Annotated in this window: 13 protein-coding genes and 1 pseudogene; 13 read left to right on the top strand and 1 reads right to left on the bottom strand. The window is 49.7% G+C overall.

Features of this window, described 5'->3' with window-relative positions; genetic code table 11:
• Nucleotides 1-31: 31 nt before the first annotated feature.
• On the top strand, nucleotides 32-1600 hold the full coding sequence (locus BWI93_RS19600) for a cellulase family glycosylhydrolase (protein WP_217902312.1): 1569 nt from the start codon (nucleotides 32-34) through the stop codon (nucleotides 1598-1600).
• The gene (locus BWI93_RS28315) at nucleotides 1489-1767 is read left to right on the top strand and encodes a carbohydrate-binding protein (protein ID WP_255157962.1); all 279 of its coding nucleotides are present in this window, start codon (nucleotides 1489-1491) and stop codon (nucleotides 1765-1767) included. Before BWI93_RS19600 ends, BWI93_RS28315 begins: the two co-directional genes overlap by 112 nt.
• A gap of 59 nt (nucleotides 1768-1826) precedes the next feature.
• Here BWI93_RS28315 and BWI93_RS19595 read toward each other — a convergent pair whose 3' ends face one another.
• Nucleotides 1827-2249, bottom strand: coding sequence for a DoxX family protein (locus tag BWI93_RS19595; protein ID WP_094814418.1), 423 nt, complete (start codon nucleotides 2247-2249; stop codon nucleotides 1827-1829).
• 382 nt (nucleotides 2250-2631) lie between these two features.
• Between BWI93_RS19595 and BWI93_RS19590 the strand changes: the two are divergent.
• The 11 genes and pseudogenes from BWI93_RS19590 to BWI93_RS19540 all read left to right on the top strand — a co-directional run bounded on the left by BWI93_RS19590 (nucleotide 2632) and on the right by BWI93_RS19540 (nucleotide 18185).
• Nucleotides 2632-3500, top strand: a pseudogene (locus BWI93_RS19590) (SMP-30/gluconolactonase/LRE family protein).
• Between the two features lie 552 nt (nucleotides 3501-4052).
• Nucleotides 4053-4997, top strand: a complete 945-nt coding sequence (locus tag BWI93_RS19585) for a response regulator transcription factor (RefSeq protein ID WP_094814414.1) — start codon at nucleotides 4053-4055, stop codon at nucleotides 4995-4997.
• A gap of 447 nt (nucleotides 4998-5444) precedes the next feature.
• Nucleotides 5445-6290, top strand: coding sequence for an aldo/keto reductase (locus tag BWI93_RS19580; protein ID WP_094814412.1), 846 nt, complete (start codon nucleotides 5445-5447; stop codon nucleotides 6288-6290).
• Between the two features lie 158 nt (nucleotides 6291-6448).
• Nucleotides 6449-8050 carry an alpha-amylase family glycosyl hydrolase gene (locus BWI93_RS19575; protein WP_094814410.1) on the top strand — a complete coding sequence of 534 codons (1602 nt, stop codon included), beginning with the start codon at nucleotides 6449-6451 and terminating at the stop codon, nucleotides 8048-8050.
• Nucleotides 8051-8105: 55 nt separating this feature from the next.
• Entirely contained in the window at nucleotides 8106-9194 is a 1089-nt protein-coding gene (locus tag BWI93_RS19570) for an AI-2E family transporter (RefSeq protein WP_094814408.1), read from the top strand.
• Between the two features lie 91 nt (nucleotides 9195-9285).
• The gene (locus tag BWI93_RS19565; RefSeq protein WP_094814406.1) at nucleotides 9286-9837 is read left to right on the top strand and encodes a pyridoxamine 5'-phosphate oxidase family protein; all 552 of its coding nucleotides are present in this window, start codon (nucleotides 9286-9288) and stop codon (nucleotides 9835-9837) included.
• A gap of 782 nt (nucleotides 9838-10619) precedes the next feature.
• Nucleotides 10620-11552, top strand: coding sequence for a hypothetical protein (locus tag BWI93_RS19560; protein WP_141217537.1), 933 nt, complete (start codon nucleotides 10620-10622; stop codon nucleotides 11550-11552).
• 47 nt (nucleotides 11553-11599) lie between these two features.
• Nucleotides 11600-13645 (top strand): PA14 domain-containing protein, encoded by a 2046-nt coding sequence (locus BWI93_RS19555; protein ID WP_094814402.1) that lies wholly within the window; start codon nucleotides 11600-11602, stop codon nucleotides 13643-13645.
• A gap of 543 nt (nucleotides 13646-14188) precedes the next feature.
• Nucleotides 14189-16435, top strand: coding sequence for an ATP-binding protein (locus BWI93_RS19550; RefSeq protein ID WP_094814400.1), 2247 nt, complete (start codon nucleotides 14189-14191; stop codon nucleotides 16433-16435).
• Between the two features lie 176 nt (nucleotides 16436-16611).
• On the top strand, nucleotides 16612-17205 hold the full coding sequence (locus BWI93_RS19545; RefSeq protein WP_094814398.1) for a YdeI family protein: 594 nt from the start codon (nucleotides 16612-16614) through the stop codon (nucleotides 17203-17205).
• A gap of 11 nt (nucleotides 17206-17216) precedes the next feature.
• A complete protein-coding gene (locus tag BWI93_RS19540; protein WP_094814396.1) occupies nucleotides 17217-18185 on the top strand; it encodes a YafY family protein in 969 nt (322 codons plus the stop codon).
• Nucleotides 18186-18375: the final 190 nt, after the last annotated feature.

Genomic DNA, 18375 nt, shown 5'->3' with positions numbered 1-18375 from the left:
AGCCTCTACCGCCTGTTTTACCATTGAACCAATGATTTTTAGAAAAAGAATACAGCTGCTCGTCGGAGTGGCACTGGCGACTTTGTGCTCACTAACAGCCAGTGGTCAGGGGTATTTGAAAGCCCAAGGTACTCAACTGGTTGATCGAGCGGGCAAAAAGATCATCCTGCGGGGGATGGGGTTGGGGGGATGGATGCTGCAGGAAGGATATATGTTTCGGTTGAGTAACCTGGGGCAACAGTACCGCATCAAAGCCGCCATTAACGAGCTTATCGGACCGGAGAAGACGGAAGCCTTTTACACCCGCTGGCTGAATAACCATACCCGAAAAATTGACATTGATTCCATGGCTGCCTGGGGATTCAATTCCATCCGGCTGCCGATGCACTACAACCTCTATACCTTACCGACGGAGCAGGAGCCGGTGACTGGTCAGCATACCTGGCTGGAAACGGGCTTCGCTCTAACGGACAGCCTGCTGAACTGGTGTGAGGCCAACCAAGTATACCTGATTCTCGACTTGCACGCTACGCCGGGTGGACAGGGCAATGACCTGGCCATTTCGGACCGCGACCCAAGTAAACCTTCCCTGTGGCAGAGCGAAGCCAATCAGCAAAAAACCATAGCCCTGTGGCGGAAGCTGGCCGAGCGGTATGCAAATCATCCCTGGATTGGCGGGTATGATATCATCAACGAACCCAACTGGGGCTTCGAAGATCCGAAAGATGTCCGGGGTACGGCCGAAAAGAAGAATATTCCGTTACGGAAACTGATGGTCGAGATTACGCAGGCCATTCGCGAAGTGGATAAAAATCACCTGATCATCATCGAAGGCAACGGGTTCGGTAATAATTACGAAGGTATTCTACCCACCTGGGATTCCAACATGGCCCTGAGTTTTCACAAGTACGGAAACTTCAATAATCAGGAATCCATTCAGAAATTTCTTACGCTGCGGGATACTTATAAAGTGCCCATCTGGCTGGGTGAGTCGGGGGAAAATTCGAATACCTGGTTCACGGATGCCATTGGCCTGATGGAACGCCACGACATCGGCTGGTGCTGGTGGCAGGAAAAGAAGATGGGAATCAACAATCCCCTGGAAATCAAAGTTACGCCGGGTTATGAACAACTCCTGGCGTATTGGTCCGGTAAGGGAGCGAAACCTTCCGCTGCGGAAGCCGAACGAATTCTAAATGAATTGCTGGAAAATCTCAAACTGGAGAATAACCGCTTTCATCCGGATGTAGTGGACGCCCTATTTAGACAGGTACAGTCCAGCCAGACGCGACCTTTTGCCACCCATCAACTCAGGAAAAATACGGTGATTAAAGCCGTGGATTTCGATCTGGGTCGTCAGCGGTCCGCGTACTTCGATACGGACTCCGCCAGCTATCATTACACACCCGGCGTCAATACCGTCGCAACCGGGGTCGCCAGTACCGCAACGACGGTGTGGATATTGAACGGGAAGGAGACCGATACTACATCAGTCATAGCGAAGCGGGCGAATGGTTGCAGTATACGGTTCAGGCCGAAAAAGCGGGTACGTATCAACTGTCTTTTCGGGTGGCTTCACCCGGTGGAACACTTTCAGTAGACGTCAATGGCAAACGCGTCGTAAAAGCAATGCCGCTGGGAAACCAGGGCGAAGCCTGGAGCTTAACACCCGCTCAGTCCATTCGGCTGAATCGGGGTGTAAATACTCTGCGGGTGTACGTAGATAAAGGCGGTTTTAAACTGGAATCACTACATTTTAATAGGTAATGTTCAATAGAATCCGCAACAAACGGCAGGGGTTTCTCTGCCGTTTGTGTTTAATAGGATTAAGCGAGTTTACGCATGTCAGTCGAATACCTTAGTTCAAGCGACTTTCCCCGCATACGGTCCCGCTTTTTTCCCAGAACATACAAACCCAACAGCAAAGCAAGCATCACCAGGGGCATCAGTATAAGCGACATAGCATCACCTACATACGCCCGGGAAGCTGCTGCTCCGATAAAATTGATGGTGAAGCCCGCAAAGGCCCATTCCTTCAGCGTGGGATACCAGGGCTGGATGAGGCCAATCGCTCCGAGTACTTTGGCCATTCCAAAAATACTGAGCACGTACAAGGGGTAGCCCAGATGCCGCATGACTTCCTGACCGGCTTCGGCTCGCATCAGGCCGCCTATGCCATCCATGAACATCAGAAGGGCAAAGGGAACGGTCAGAGTCCAGTACCATAGATTGATCGTTTTCGGTTTCATCGTAATTGAATGAGAGGTAAACGGAAGAGAATAGTACGGGTAAGAATATGCCGTTTAATGCGTAAGATTGCTGGCCTTTTACAGGCCCTGCTGAATTTTTTTTAACAGATACGTATGCCGTTGCGTAGGGACCCGATAAAAAAGGATTAGCTCCCAACGAAATTCTACGTCATTTGCTGCTGGTTCTGAAGAAGTTCCTGGATGTTCATCCTTTAGGTGCGTTGATCGATACAAAAGTAATGTAGCCTTGGCTGGAACGAGGTGTGTAAGTCCGGCATTCAGCGGGTGAGATTGCGACATTTAAGAGCTTACCGTTTTTCAATACATTCACAAGAAGTCTAACCATAAACGCTACCATATGAAACGAATGCTTGCCGTACTGATGCTGGCCGGAATTCCGGGGTTTAGTCAAATCAGCCCGCGGCTGATTCCGTAACGAGTCCGGGTGCCGCCTTGAAACTGGTTGCTAAACAGTTCAGCTTTACGGAAGGCCCCGCCGCCGATAAAAAAGGGAATGTGTATTTCACGGATCAGCCCAACGATAAGATATGGAAGGTGGATACGGAAGGTAAACTTTCCTTGTTCATGGATAAAACGGGTCGCTCGAATGGACTGTATTTCGATGCCAGGGGGAATCTGATTTCCTGTGCGGATGAAAATAATGAGATCTGGTCCATTAGTCCGGACAAAAAAGTGACGGTACTTCTGACCCGTGAAGCCGGAAACCGATTGAACGGCCCCAACGATTTGTGGATTACCCCCAAAGGGGATCTTTACTTCACCGATCCTTATTACCAACGGGATTACTGGGAGCGAAAAAAGCCTGAACTTCCGGGACAGTACGTCTACTTCCTGCCCAAGGGAAAAAAAGAAGCTCAACTCGTGGATAGTACGGTTGTGAAACCCAACGGAATCATTGGAACGCCCGACGGGAAACGTTTATATGTAGCGGACATTCAGGCCAACAAAACGTACCAGTACGATATTGCTGCCGATGGACGATTGAACAATCGGCGACTATTTACGGCTCAGGGGTCCGATGGTATGACCATCGACGAACGGGGAAACATCTATCTGACAGGTAAGGGTGTCAGGGTGTATAGTCCCCAGGGAACGCTGATCCAGACCATCCCCGTACCGGCGGGTTGGGTAGGAAATGTATGTTTCGGTGGAAAAGATCGCCGTACCCTGTTTATAACGGCTTCCGAAGCAGTATATACGATGGACATGCAAGTGAAAGGAGCGGAGTAAGTGGCTAATCCATGGTTTCTACTGCTTGGCTAGTGGTTAGCTGCTTAACTCTGATTTACAGACAAATAGGTTTCTTTGAATATAGTAGATATCTAGCAGAGCATACGTAAAGATTTGATATTCAATTATAGTAGAATTTTGTACGATAACTTCCTGAAAGTCTTGTACTTTTAGGAAGTTATTTTACTTATATCAAATTACTGAATAACAAGGATTTAACCATAAGGGACATTTTGTCCATCTTACTTGAGATTCGAAAGCAACAAAGTATAAACACAGGGAATTAAGCTGGGTTATCTCAAGTGTTATTGTACGCATTAGGCAGCATCAACTCAAGAGTGTAAACGGAGTTAGCCGTTAATAAAAGGACAAAAAATAGTCCCGTATGGATAATGAATAGATTTTCCCGAACGTGGAAACTTTTCATTTTCATTTTTCCGTTAAAACCTTCATCAGACGTTTGCTACGGGTACCTACAACTAGCAAGGCTGAAATCCTTCAGAAATCTTCGGATTTTAGAATACCCGTTTTACCTCATCCTTACCTATCGCCATGGAACACAAAACCCTGGACACTCGGACTATTGACACCTTACGGGACAGGCCGGAGTTGATACCCGTAATTCGGGACAACTTTCAGACCTTGCCCGTCCGGATTATCAACCGGGCTGAAAATCCCTGCCGGAATTACCTGTCTCCCAACCGCCGGGAATTTTACAAAATCCTGTTGGTCACTGAGGGCTCGGGCGTGCTAAGCATTGGTACGCATACCTATTATCTGGATGACCCAACCATTATTTTTATCCACCCTAGCGATATTATCTCCTGGCAAAAACGCTCGTGCAATGCGGGAGGGTATTCCTGTAACTTTCAGAAGACGCTGCTCGATCATCACCCGCTACTGAAAGCTACGCTGGACAAGTACACCTTGTTTCTGGATAAGAAAAAGAGTGTTATCCGCCTGAATCCGCAACAGGTGGCCGTTTTGAATCCGCTCTTTCAACGCATGCTGGAAGAGGAGCGGTCCGGCCAGAAACTCAACGAAGATGTCATTCAGGCATATTTACAACTCGTGATGATTGAATGTGCCCGGATCGCTGACTTCCCCGAGCCGAATCACGTTTCGGAAGAGTACAAACACGTGCACGAGTTTTTCCATTTACTAGAGAAGGAAACGGCTCATATCAACTATACGCAACCCATTGCCATCAAAACGGCGAAGGAGTTCGCGGCCAACCTTTCGGTGCATCCTAACTACCTGAATGCCTTACTGAAAAAATACACGGGGCAGAACGTAAGTACGCACATTCGAAACCGATTGCTCGAAGAAGCGAAATCGCTTTTACTCCAGACGAACTGGAATTTACAGGATATTGGCTATAGCATCGGGTTTGCCGATCAGCCGAACTTTAGTCTGTTTTTCAAGAAAAATACGGGAATCACACCCGCCGAGTTCCGCCGCAGTTCGCATCAGTTGCAGCGGCAGACGATGGCGTAGTTTACTGTTTTCACGCATTTGTCTTCGTCCCGCACTTAGGCTTCCCGTATTGATGTTGAACTGCTTCAGGATTAGCAAGCCCAACTCCCAAGGGGTTTAATATCCATAGCCATGGGTACAACCCATGGAGGATTTTTGCATTTCTCTTTCATGCCGCATTAGTACCCCGCATTGCATACATGGATCGAAACTTCCCCCGCATGAGTTTTAATCTCGCATTTGTACCCCGCATTGCATACGGGGCTAATCAAATGGAACCCCTTCGGGGTTAGCATGCCCAACTTTAAGGAGCACCATTCCACCAATCGTTGATGTTTATACAAAGCCCTGTGCTTTAGGTACAACCCAAACGTAGAAAATAGAGAACCCGGAGCTTTGGGATACTTCCGTCACTACGCATGGCATGAGATTCTTAAGAAGATTTTCGTTTGAAACCAATGAATGACCATGTCAACACAAACCAATTCCCTGACTTATGATTTGGGCGGAGATCTGACGATCAACCGTCTGGGATACGGAGCCATGCAACTCACCGGCTTTGGTGTGTTTGGCGAAGTAGCCGACCGCGAAAATGCAAAAAAAGTACTTCAGGCCGCCGTGGCTGGGGGTGTCAACTTCATTGATACCGCCGAAGCCTACGGACCTAAATACAACGAAACTCTGATTGCCGAGGCCCTGCAACCGTATGCCTCGGGTCTGGTGATTGCAACCAAAGGGGGCTTTAACCGCCCGGGACCCAACAAATGGGTGCCCAACGGCGATCCCAAGTACATTCAGGAAAATATCGAAGGAAGTCTGAAACGTCTCAACGTCGATACCATCGATCTCTGGCAGTTGCACCGCTTTGACCCTAAAATTCCCGTCGAAGAAACGCTGGCTCCGGTAGCCGAAGCCGTCAAAGCCGGTAAAATCAAGTACGTGGGCCTGAGTGAAGTAGATGTCAAACAAATCGAACAGGCCGAAAAAGTAGTACCGATCGTGTCTGTACAGAACCTGTACAATCTCGGCAACCGGCAATGGGAATCCGTACTCGACTATACCGTTGAACGGGGTATGGCTTTCATCCCCTGGTTTCCGCTGGCATCCGGTCCGGATAAGCTGAAAGACAAAATTCAACAGATTGCCGAAGCCCATCAGGCTACTACAGCCCAGATTGCTCTGGCCTGGTTGCTGAAGCGTTCACCGAATATTTTGCTCATCCCCGGTACCAGTTCCATCGAACACTTGCAGGAAAACCTCAAGGCCGCCGATATTGAGCTTTCCGAGGAAGAGTTTGAACAACTTTCGATGTAGCGGACAAAGAATACCCTACGAACCGCCGAAATCACCTCAAGGTGATTTCGGCGGTTGTGTTTTTTTAGAAAAAGTACAACGTATAAACAGAATGGTCTTTAGATCGTTTCCCTGATACAAGCACGTTTCGCACCCATCACGGGACTTTTGAATCAGCTATGGAAAACAGCTCAACTACGCAACGTTGGTGGCAACAGGGAATTATTTATCAGGTATACATCAAATCTTTTCAGGATAGTAACGCAGATGGGGTAGGCGATCTGCGAGGCCTGATCCAGCGACTGGATTATTTCCAATGGCTGGGCATAACGGCCCTTTGGTTATCGCCGTTTTATCCTTCACCCCACTACGATTTTGGCTATGACGTTTCGGACTATACGGCCATCGATCCCGAAGCAGGCACGTTTGCCGATTTCGAGGCACTGGTAGCAGAAGCTCATCGGCGTCAACTGAAAATAATTCTGGATTTAGTGCCCAACCATACCTCTGACGAACATCCCTGGTTTAAGGAATCCCGCTCTTCCCGCGAAAATCCGAAACATGATTGGTACCTCTGGAAAGAACCCCGGGCCAATCAGTATCCGCCGAACAACTGGCTCAGCGAATTCGGTGGAGCGGCCTGGGAATGGGAGCCTGCCGTTGGAAAATACTACTACCATGCCTTCGGGAAACATCAGCCGGATTTGAATTGGCGGAATCCGGAAGTACAGCAGGAAATGTTCCGGATCATGCGATTCTGGCTGGATCGTGGAGCCGATGGTTTTCGCATCGATGCCTTCTGGCACCTCATTAAAGATGAACACTGGCGGGATAATCCGCGTAACGCCGCTTTTACGCCCGATATGCCGGAAGATGAACAGTTGCAAACGGCGTATTCGGCCCATCAGCCGGAAATCTATGACATTGTTCGCAAGATGCGGGATTTAATCGACGCATACGAGGAACGGTTAATGCTCGTGGAAGTGAATCTGCCTACGCCTGAAACCGTATTTTATCACGGTATCCAGGGCGAAGGGGCTCACCTGTCCATGAATAGCCGATTGCTGGTGTTACCCTGGAAGAGTAGTGAAATCGCCCGAGCCATTGATGAGTACGAAGGGCTATTACCTCCGCAGGCCTGGCCCAACTGGGTGATGGCCAACCACGATCAGCGACGCATCGCCAGTCGGGTAGGAGCCCCTCAGGCCCGCGTAGCGGCGATGTTAGTACTGACGCTTCGGGGAACGCCCACGCTGTATTACGGCGATGAAATCGGCATGACCCAGACCGAAATCCCGGTAGCCGAACGAAAAGACCCGCAGCCGCTGGTGAAAGAACGCCAGTACTTCATGCGTGATTCCGTTCGGACGAATATGCTCTGGAATGCCAGTATCTACGGTGGTTTCAGTGAAGTAACGCCCTGGATCAGAGCCAGTACGTTTGAAAGTGACGTAGAAACGCAGCAACAGGATCCGGATTCGATTCTTTGGCTGTACAAACAACTGATCACTCTGCGACAACGCGAACCGGCTCTGCACAGCGGCGTGTACATTCCGGTATTTTCCAATGAGCAGGCCTTGCTCTATGCTCGTCGCTGGCAAGGGCGGGATCACTTCCTGGTTGCCCTGAATCTGAGTGATGAGCCCGTTTACGTTCACACGGGAGCGTATGCGTTCAAAGGACACGTGGAGCTGGCTACTTCTTCCAGCCTGGAAGGACAGTGGAAAGATAATTCCCTAACGCTGGATAAACAGGCGGGTGTGATCATCCGGTTGGAATGAACCGCTGGCACTGTTTTCTAGCAATTTATTTTTTTACCTTCAACCGTATTGTCCGATGCAAGCACTTGTAAAGCCCACCCGCTTTCTGATTTTTCTATTTCTCCTGTTTGGAGCCTTATTCCTGGCTAAACCCGTACTGGTACCACTGGTCATTGCAGGCTTACTGGCCATGTTATTTCTGCCGCTCAGTATCCGTTTCGAACGAAAAGGGATCAGTCGCGGACCCGCCGCCCTGCTGTGCATTTTCCTTTTTCTGCTGGTTATTGCCGGACTGGCCTTTCTGATTCAGTGGCAACTGTCCGATCTGATCGAAGACATGAGCGGCATCGATCAGAAAATCACTGATATGGTCAGCAAAGCCAAACAGTACATCAGTCAGACGCTGGGTATTGATGCCAAAAAGCAGCAGGAGATGGTAAAAGAACAGCAGTCCTCCAGTTCCGGACAGCTTTCTTCCGTGGTGACGGGCGTGCTAAACGGAGTCATGGGAATGGCCGTGGATACCATACTGATGCTGGTGTACCTGTTTTTGCTGATGCTCTTTCGGAGTCATATCAAAACATTCATCCTCAAACTAACACCCGCCGACGACCAGTTCGAAGCCCGTACCATCATCTCCAAAACCAGCGAAGTTGGTCAGAAGTACCTCATGGGACTGGCCAGTATGATTGTCATGCTGTGGGTGCTGTACGGAATCGGCTTTAGCATTGTGGGCGTTAAACACGCGATCTTTCTGGCGATTCTATGCGGTTTGCTCGAAATCATTCCCTTCATCGGAAATCTGATGGGAACGGGTTTAACCATTCTTATTACGTTAGCCCAGAGCGGGGATAGCAACGCGATTATTGGGATTGTCATCGTTTACGCCCTGGTACAGTTTATCCAAACCTATTTACTCGAACCGCTCATTGTGGGCAGTGGGGTAAACATCAATCCGCTGTTTACGATCTTCATTATCGTCGTGGGCGAAACCGTCTGGGGAATACCGGGCATGATTCTGGCCCTGCCGCTACTGGGTATCGTCAAGATTATCTGCGATCATATTGAGCCTCTGAAACCGTACGGATTCCTGATTGGCGAGGAACCCAAGAAAAAGGAGTCCAACTTCATGGATAAAGTCAAAGGCTGGTTCGGGAAAAAGTAAGGCACTAGTAGATTGAAAAGCCCAAAACGATACGTGGCAAAAGAATACTACTTTTGCCACGTATCGTTTTGGGCTTTTCTTATTCAAGGTTATGGGCAAATTCTATTCCGTGATTCCTGATGCACAGCAGGCATTTATCAAAAAACAACATATTTTCTTCGTCGCCACCGCACCTTTGAGCGGTGATGGCCGGGTTAATCTTTCACCGAAAGGACTGGATTGTTTTCGCGTACTATCCGAAAACCAGGTGGCTTACATGGATTTGATCAGTAGCGGCAACGAAACCTCCGCCCATACGCTGGAAAACGGACGTATTACCTTCATGTTCTGCTCGTTTGAAGGCTCCCCGCTGATCCTCAAACTGTACGGCAAAGGTCACGCCGTATTGCCCGGCACTGAGGAGTGGGAAAGCCTTGCTCCGCAGTTTACGATTTATCCCAGTACGCGTCAGCTGATCGTCGCTGACATCGATCTGGTACAAACTTCCTGCGGTTTTGGCGTACCTCTGTACGACTACGCCGGCGAACGCGACATCCATTTTCAATGGGCTGAGAAAAAAGGAGAAGACGGACTAGCGGAGTATGTACAAAAAAACAACCTCAAAAGTCTGGATGGGTTAGTGACAGATTTGGGGTTACTGTAGGGAGATTTTGAGTGGTTTGTGAATGGGTTTGAAATAAGTGCGTTATATACCTAGACTGGGTTTGGTATTCAGATGGGGCTGTTCAGTAGCCTATTCATACGCTTTGGTTTTGCTTTGGGGAGGTTTGTTATACACCTAGACGTAGTGCGGTCCTTCTTACTGGCTGTTCGGTAGCCCGTGAGCCTCTACACGACTAACGACAGCCTGCTCTGGGCCAACGCATTGCGGCTGCCGTAGGTCGTTACGTTGCTCACCGGCGGGAGAGGTTTTCATCTTCCAGCAATAGTTTATGATTCACAGTTGTTAACTATAGTTGAATACCTTCATGGACGACATAAACCCGATCCCGGTCCTATCGCATTCCATGCTGGGCTCAAGCCGTCTACCATTCCATGGGGGCCATTCCATGGTGGCTCCCTCGGCAATGCGGTGGCCTGAGCAAGAGGAAGTTAGCAGCGTTCGTGATAGGGACTAAAAAACCAGCCAACTCAACAGGGCGAAAATTTTCTTTTCAAGTCGAGCGGTTGAAAAGCCGGATAATAGAAAAACGACGACAGTAGTATATCTGAACAGGCGATCGTTTGCTTCCGATATGGAAAGATAACCTTTCCATTTGTACAGGACGGTGGCGTGGGACTCTCCAAGGCTAGCGTATTCGCTATTAAATAGCAGACTGCTTAATCCTGAATACCCCATATTGAGAAAATGTGATTTTAAAATGATTCGGGTAGATCATATGGTTTTCGTTTTAGGCCAGACCTTCGTAAAATCTAAAAAATCATATGAGTTATACTGCTTTTCGATTAAAAATGAATCACGCCCGTCTGGTAAGGCTGCTAACTACTGCGATGGTAGGGGCGGTAGTGAGTACTGCTTTTATTGCACCTCCATCCATTCAAAAAACGGTTGTCGCGAAGGATCGCCCGAGAGAAGCCTGGGTACTCCGATCCGTATTGGATGGTCGGCCCCGCATGTTGAGTGTGGCCTTAAACAACAAACTCTGGTTAGCGTACAATACCCAAACCGCTTCGCTGTACAAGGCCTGGCTGGGTACCATCAATTTTGGTGGTCCGGTATATACTTCGGCTCACGGTCCGCAGCCCGTTTCCTCGGGTGTTGCGTACATGGAAGAGCCAGCGGATAACCCCTGGCGTGTCGTAGAAAATGCGAAAGAAATAACGCCCACCATCACGTACAAAGGCCACACCATTCACCAGAATCGCCTGACGCTGAAGTACGAACTGGATTACCAGGGCAAAAAAATTCAGATTGAAGAAAACCCCGAATTTTTCGATGCTACCGGTAATCGGGCCGGATTTGAGCGAGCGTTTGTAACGAAGCATGTACCCGCCGGGGTACAGGTTACGCTGGCTATGCACCTGAATTCGCTCGCCGCCGCCAGTGATTATCAAACGGACGGAACCTTTGCCGTGAGCGAAACAGGTACGGAGCAAACTGGGGACAAAACCTTTCAAACGATTGCCGGAAAATTACAGCTCAACGCCAACGGCAAGACTACCTTTAAAGTCAGTTTCACGGCGAAACCCGCAGTAAAACAAGCTAGCGAGCAGAAAAATCAGGAACAGATAGTCGCTGATCTTTTTGCGAAAAGCGACTGTAATACCTGCCACAACCGCGATGTAAAAACGGTGGGCCCTTCGTACATGGCCATTGCCGAACGGTACGATCGTACGGACAAAACCGCGAAGCTCTGATCACGAAAGTAATCAAAGGAGGAGCAGGTAACTGGGGTCAAATTCCCATGACCGCTCACCCGGACCTGAAACGCGAAGACGCGGCTACGCTGGTTTCCTACATTCTGGATCTGGACGCTGAAAAAGAAAGAAAGCGGGAAGCGGGTAAGCTGATGCCCAAACCGAGCTACCCTGTCACGTTCAAGCCCCTCAATCCTGCCAAAGTAGCCGCCAATACGGAGCTGCCGGGTATGGCCGTCAATGTGTATCAGTTTAGCAGTACTCTTTCGACGCTTCCTGAAATCAACGACGAAATGGCTCCCATCCAGTCGGGATCCATGAATGCCCTGCACTGGGAGGATAATGATTTTGGTACCTTAAAGACCAATTTCGTCATGCACGCCAGTGGGGTACTGAACATTCCCAAGACGACCAACGTCGTGTTTCGTCTCGTATGCGACGATGGCGGACGCTTGTTTATCGATGACAAACTGGTGGTAGATAACGGTGTGAACCACGGCCTGAAACCCACCGATGGAGAGATTATTCTGAAGGGGGGAAAACACGCTTTTCGCCTGGAATACTACCAGGGCGAGTACGGAAAAGGCGTATCGCTGCAATGGCGGCCCTACGGTAGTAAAGCTTTTGTAGTCGTGCCGCCCAGCGTATTTACGTTCAAAGGCAAGGACATCAAACGGACGCAACAGGGAGCCATTGAAGTAATTAAGGACGAAGTACCCGGTGATCAGTCGCCGCTAGTCGCCGTACATCCCAGCTTTACCTTAAGCCAGGCCCGACCCGAGTCGTTTAAACCTAAAGTCGGCGGTATGGATTTTCTTACCGATGGTCGAATGGTGGTTAGTACCTGGGATTCTCTGGGTTCCGTGTACCTGGTTGATGCCCGGAAAGCAAGCTCGCCCGAGCAGATTCAGGTGAAACGGATTGCCTACGGTTTGGCAGAACCCCTGGGTCTTAAAGTAGTAGATAATGAAATCTACGTCATGCAGAAACAGGAACTGACCAAGCTAGTGGATTCGGATAAAGATGACCTCATCGACGAATACCAGACCGTATGCAATGGCTGGAAAGTATCCGCTAATTTTCACGAATTTGCCTTCGGACTGGTCTACAAAGATGGTTATTTCTATGGTACGCTGGCGACGGCGATCAACCCAGGTGGAGCCAGTACGCAACCCCAGATTCCGGATCGCGGGAAAGTGGTGAAAATCAACCGGAAGGATGGTTCCTTCTCGCTCATTGCCTCAGGACTGCGAACGCCGAACGGGATTGGCCTGGGCGTAGATAATGAAATTTTTATTGCGGATAATCAGGGTGACTGGTTACCGGCAAACAAGATTGTTCATTTACAAACGGGTGCCTGGTATGGTTCCCGCTCGGTTGATTTTGCGGGCACGGCGAATGCCAAGGAAACCTTACCGGTAGTCTGGTTAACGCAGGACGAAATCGGTAATTCCCCGAGCCAGCCGGCTACTCTGAACGTCGGACCTTATCAAAATCAGATGATTCACGGCGATGTGACGCACGGCGGGTTGAAGCGGGTTTTTGCCGAAAAAGTAAACGGTGCGTACCAGGGCGTAGTATTTCGGTTTACGCAGGGCCTGGAAGCTGGCGTGAATCGGCTAGCCTGGGGACCCGATGGCTCGCTGTACATCGGCGGCGTGGGTTCTACGGGTAACTGGGGCCAAACGGGCAAGCTGGGCTATGGTCTACAGAAACTGACGTTTAACAACACGCCTGCCTTCGAAATGCTCGCCGTACGGGCCAAACCCAAAGGTATTGAAATCGAATTTACCGAACCGCTCAAGGAAGGCAGTGGACAGGCGGCCAGTGACTATACCATCCGGCAATGGTGGTTTAAACCAACAGCCGATTACGGCGGACCTAAGCTGGACGACCAGCGACTGACCATCAAAACGGTTCAGGTTTCGGAAGATCGTAAAAAGGTGTTTCTTGAATTACCTGGTATGCAAAGTAAACACGTCGTCTATGTTCGACTCAATCGCAATACGGTCATGAGTAGTACAGGTGCTAAACTGTGGGCAACGGAAGCCTGGTATACGATGAATGCCATTCCAACCGGAGTAGCTCAGTAAATGCTCTAGCCAGATAGGAACTTTTGACAACGAGCGAGCCCGCTGTACTGAGAAGTGCGGTGGGCTCGCTCGTTGTCAAAGTATTCATACTACACCAATTTATCCATTGACAATTAATCTGGGGAAGAGCCCTTCGAATTTTCAATCAAACATCTTCGCAGCTTCAGTAGTTAGAAGAAGGTAATGCCTATTGGACAATGATTACCAGCAAAAGCACGACAGTAAAAAACATTCAACCTTAATGAATCAAGGTTGAAATTATTGCTTGCCAACCATTATGGGCCAGTAATCAGGCATAAATGAAATAGCAGGCAAGCACCTGTCTTTTTGAGTTAGCCAGCCAGAAAAGGAGCGGGGGCGACTTACAGGGAGGTGAAGCGTGTGAAGGCCAATGGGCTTATAAGCCGTATACGTTTGCAAAGCTTTTTAGAAAAGATACCTTAACAAATGATCTTACTCCCTACATTTAGGGGTAATTACCTACCTGGAAGAGTTTAGAACTTAGGTTACTCCACCGCTCTATTATCGTCACCCTTGAAATCAATGCATAACACCCCGTTTTCATTTTTAGGCCGGGGCGGAGAAGTAGGGCAATGGATTCGTGCCTATGACTGGTCGAAAACCTTGCTAGGAAATCCCGAAGGCTGGTCACCAAGTTTGAAGTTCACCTTAGGCTTACTACTTAACGCCCAGTGTTCCTCGTTTTTATTCTGGGGAAACCAATACGCTTGTTTTTATAACGATGCCTATCTTCCGATTCTCCAGAAATGGGGTACATCGGTGGTGCCGGGCCAATCCGCCGCTGAGGTCTGGGCTGAATCCTGGACCGAATTTAAGTCATTTATGGAGGAGGTCATGACGGAAGGCAAAGCCCGATGTGATGACGATTTAGCTCTGAGTCGGCAGGTTTGGGGTATAGAAACAAATGGTACCTTCTGCTATAATCCGGTTCAGGATGAGGTGGGGCAGACCGTCGGCGTTTGGGTCACGCTTACGTATCCAACCCAGCAACTGCAGGAGAGTGAAACCCGCCAACGGTTTTTACTGCGGCTAAGTGACCGGCTACGTTCGTTAACGGACCCTGCCGAGATTCAATACGAGGCGGCTCGGGTTTTGGGTGAACAGCTCGAGGCTGACCGGGTTGGATATGCGGAAGATCAGGGCGATCATACGCATATCATCGTTACCCGCAACTACGTGAATGGCGTATCCAATCTGGAAGGGCTGTATCAGTATGTGGATTATGGGCCCAGCTTGCTCGCTGACTTTTTAGCGGGTAGAACAGTGGTTCGCCCGGACATTCCCAATGATCCTACATTGACTGATGTTGAAAAAGAAGCCCACCGGGTTTTGCAGTTAGGAGCAACGGTGAATCGACCCCTGATGAAGCAGGGGCAGCTGATTGCCGTATTATTTATCCATTACGAACAACCCCACGCGTTTACCCAACTGGAGTTGGACTTACTGGAAGAGACGGCTGAACGAACCTGGGAGGCGGTAGATCGGGCTCGGGCTCAGAAAGCCCTGCTTCAAAGTGAAGAACGTTTCCGACACTTTGCTGATACCATCCCACAGGCAATCTGGGAAACGAATGCCGAAGGTGATTCGACGTTTTTGAATCAATGGTGGATTCAGTACAGTGGCGTTCCTTATGAAGCCACGACGGCGTGGCAGATTGCTACGGATATTCTGCATCCCGAAGATGGCCCTGTGCTGGTAGCCGCATTTCGGGAAGCCATGCGAACGGGTCAGGGATTTGAAGTGGAACAGCGAAACCGTTCAGCCTCAGGCGAATACCGCTGGTTTCTGAATAAAGGAGCACCGTTCCGTCACCCTGAGACGGGTCAGATTATTAAATGGATTGGGATTGGCGTCGATATCCATGACCGTAAACTGGCTGAACAGTTACTCCGGGAAAGTGAAGCCCGGTACCGTCAACTGGCCGCTCATTTGGAAGAGGAGGTCCAGAAGCGAACGGAGGAATTGACCAGAACCAATCAGGAGTTAGCGAGTACCGTTCAGCAACTGAGAACGGCCAACGAAGAACTGGAGGAGTCGAATCGCTTACTGCTACGGTCGAACGAAAATCTGCAACAGTTTGCCTATGTAGCCAGTCACGACTTACAGGAACCCCTTCGCAAGATTCAGTCTTTCGGCAATCTGCTCATTCGGCAGCATGCCCCGCAGCTGGGGAATGGCGTAGATTACGTGGAACGGATGCAGGCCGCTGCCTCGCGTATGTCTGTTCTCATCGAGGACCTACTCGCTTTTTCGCTGATCTCTACGCAGCGGGAGGCGAGCGATCCGATTGACCTGAATGCCGTTGTGCAGACCGTACGAAGAGATCTGGAACTAACTATTACGGAAACAGAAGCGGTCGTGGACGTAGACGATTTACCAACCATTGCCGGAAACCGCTTTCAATTAGAACAGCTCTTTCAAAATCTCCTTTCCAACGCCCTGAAGTTTCGAAAACCAGGGGTTGCTCCGCACATTCACATCCGGGTACAGCAGATAACTTCCAGGGAATTACCAACGGGCGTTCGGCCCTTGGGTACCAGTGAAGCCTACTGCCGGATTTCAGTTTCCGATAATGGCATTGGTTTTGACGACCGGTATCTGGACCGCGTCTTTCAGGTTTTTCAGCGATTACACAAACGCAGCGACTACGAAGGAACGGGTATTGGACTGGCCATTTGTGAAAAAGTAGTAGCCAATCATGGGGGCGTGATCACAGCCCATAGTCAGCCTGATCAGGGTTCTACTTTCGAAATCTATTTACCCATTTAAGCTTCAAAGCGGAGACAGGAAATGGTATTCGCCGTTTGAATCAATCGATACGAGTCTGTAACGCCCTCGCTTCTAAATAAAAAAGAATGACGGCTACTACTCCTGACATAGGGCTGTCATCAATCCCTTTTTTCTTTACGGTGTACAAGCAACGTTTTAGGTGAACGACGTAGAGCATGGAAGAAAAAACAGTAGAAACTTTTTGCCCCCAGAGCCCACAGCACTGGCGGGACTGGTTACACGAACACCACACCACCCAGCAATCGGTTTGGCTGTTGTTTTATAAAAAGAAGTCAGGATTGCCCACGCTGACCTGGAGTGAAGCCGTGGACGAAGCCCTGTGCTTCGGCTGGATTGATAGCGTACGTAAACCAGTCAGTGATGAAGCTTTCCTACAATTTTTCAGCCGAAGAAAAGCCCGCAGTACCTGGTCGAAAGTAAACAAAGAGAAAATCCGGGTATTGACGGAACAGGGCCTGATGATGCCAGCCGGCTTCCAAAGCATTGAAATCGCCCGGCAAAATGGCTCCTGGACTATTCTGGACGAGGTGGAAGAAGGCATCATTCCTGAAGATTTGCGGATCGCTTTGGAAGTAAAACCCCGAGCCTTAGACTATTTTTTGCAGTTAAGCAAAACCGACACCCGGAACATTCTACAATGGCTGGTACTGGCCAGACGAGCTGAGACGCGGCAAAGTCGCATTGCCGAGGTCGTTGAACGAGCGGATCAGCAACGGAAACCCAAGTTCATTCAGGGAACGAAAAAGTAGTGTAAGCATTCATGCCTGATTCCGAATTTACCCGTCTTTCCCGCCTGGTATCGCTACTGACCCTCCTGCAAAGCAAGCGGCTACTAACGGCCACCGAACTGGCCCAGCGTTTTTCAGTCAGTACCCGCACCATTTACCGGGACATTCGTACGCTCGAACAGGCGGGTGTACCGCTCGTTACGCTCGAAGGCAAAGGCTATACACTGCTCGAAGGCTACCGACTGCCGCCCATTCTTTTCACCCGAGAAGAAGCCATTGCCCTGTTAACCGCGGAAAAGCTGACCCGCCAGCGAACCGACGCAGTTACAGCCGAACATTGCCAGACGGCCATGGACAAGCTACGATCCGCCCTGAAACGCAGCGACCGGGATCATCTAGAAACGCTGACGCCGCTCATTGAAGTGCTGGATTCCGCCCAGCCCTTTAGTTATCCCAATGCCTATGAACCTTTACTGACGGCCATCTCCACGCATCGGGTGGTACATCTGCACTACCAAGCTGCGGAATCCGGCTTTCCCTCGGTTCGATCGATTGAACCCATTGGGCTGTATCTGAGTCAACACTGGCACGTGGTGGCGTATTGTCGGCTTCGGCAATCGTTTCGGGATTTTCGGCTGGATCGTATTCAACAGTTAACACTGGATACTGAAACGTTTGCGGCCCGTCCAGAAACCTTGCAGGACTACTGGGCAACGGAAGCCAAGCGGCGATCCAAGGAAAAAGTGGTGATTCGCTTTCGGCGTACGGAAGTATTGCCCGCTCTGGCTCAACACCTGCTGGACACCCGGCACCAATACGGCTGGATGCACGATCAGTCCCAGACAGACGGCAGCGTTGACATGACTTTTCTGGTAGGTTCCTTACCATACCTGGCGACCTGGTTAATCCCCTACGCCAGCGGCGTTACCATCCTCGAACCGCCAGCCCTGCAGCAGCACCTCCGCGAGTTAGCAAAACGGGTGTATGAGCATTGGTGTTAGAGAAGAGTTTACCTAGGTATTTTATGAGGGACATCTCATGCTAGCAATCGACAGCTATTAACTAGTGAATAGGATCACTATTTCGTCCTGCTGCGTTGGCTGGTCATTTAGTCCATATCGCGAACGCCACTCTTTTCATCCTGCTCAGGGCCACCGTGTTGCGGATGAAAAAGGCGGCTTTTCGCGATAG

The organism is Siphonobacter sp. BAB-5385 (genome assembly GCF_002261125.1).
GTDB lineage: Bacteria > Bacteroidota > Bacteroidia > Cytophagales > Spirosomataceae > Siphonobacter.
This window is presented reverse-complemented; position numbering and strand designations above follow the sequence as displayed.

Excerpts from the sequence above, each read along its gene's own strand:
- BWI93_RS19600 (WP_217902312.1), top strand. The coding sequence starts at position 32 with ATGATTTTTAGAAAAAGAATACAGCTGCTCGTCGGAGTGGCACTGGCG.
- BWI93_RS19595 (WP_094814418.1), bottom strand. The coding sequence starts at position 2,249 with ATGAAACCGAAAACGATCAATCTATGGTACTGGACTCTGACCGTTCCC.
- BWI93_RS19585 (WP_094814414.1), top strand. The coding sequence starts at position 4,053 with ATGGAACACAAAACCCTGGACACTCGGACTATTGACACCTTACGGGAC.
- BWI93_RS19580 (WP_094814412.1), top strand. The coding sequence starts at position 5,445 with ATGTCAACACAAACCAATTCCCTGACTTATGATTTGGGCGGAGATCTG.
- BWI93_RS19575 (WP_094814410.1), top strand. The coding sequence starts at position 6,449 with ATGGAAAACAGCTCAACTACGCAACGTTGGTGGCAACAGGGAATTATT.
- BWI93_RS19570 (WP_094814408.1), top strand. The coding sequence starts at position 8,106 with ATGCAAGCACTTGTAAAGCCCACCCGCTTTCTGATTTTTCTATTTCTC.
- BWI93_RS19565 (WP_094814406.1), top strand. The coding sequence starts at position 9,286 with ATGGGCAAATTCTATTCCGTGATTCCTGATGCACAGCAGGCATTTATC.
- BWI93_RS19560 (WP_141217537.1), top strand. The coding sequence starts at position 10,620 with ATGAGTTATACTGCTTTTCGATTAAAAATGAATCACGCCCGTCTGGTA.
- BWI93_RS19555 (WP_094814402.1), top strand. The coding sequence starts at position 11,600 with ATGACCGCTCACCCGGACCTGAAACGCGAAGACGCGGCTACGCTGGTT.
- BWI93_RS19550 (WP_094814400.1), top strand. The coding sequence starts at position 14,189 with ATGCATAACACCCCGTTTTCATTTTTAGGCCGGGGCGGAGAAGTAGGG.
- BWI93_RS19545 (WP_094814398.1), top strand. The coding sequence starts at position 16,612 with ATGGAAGAAAAAACAGTAGAAACTTTTTGCCCCCAGAGCCCACAGCAC.
- BWI93_RS19540 (WP_094814396.1), top strand. The coding sequence starts at position 17,217 with ATGCCTGATTCCGAATTTACCCGTCTTTCCCGCCTGGTATCGCTACTG.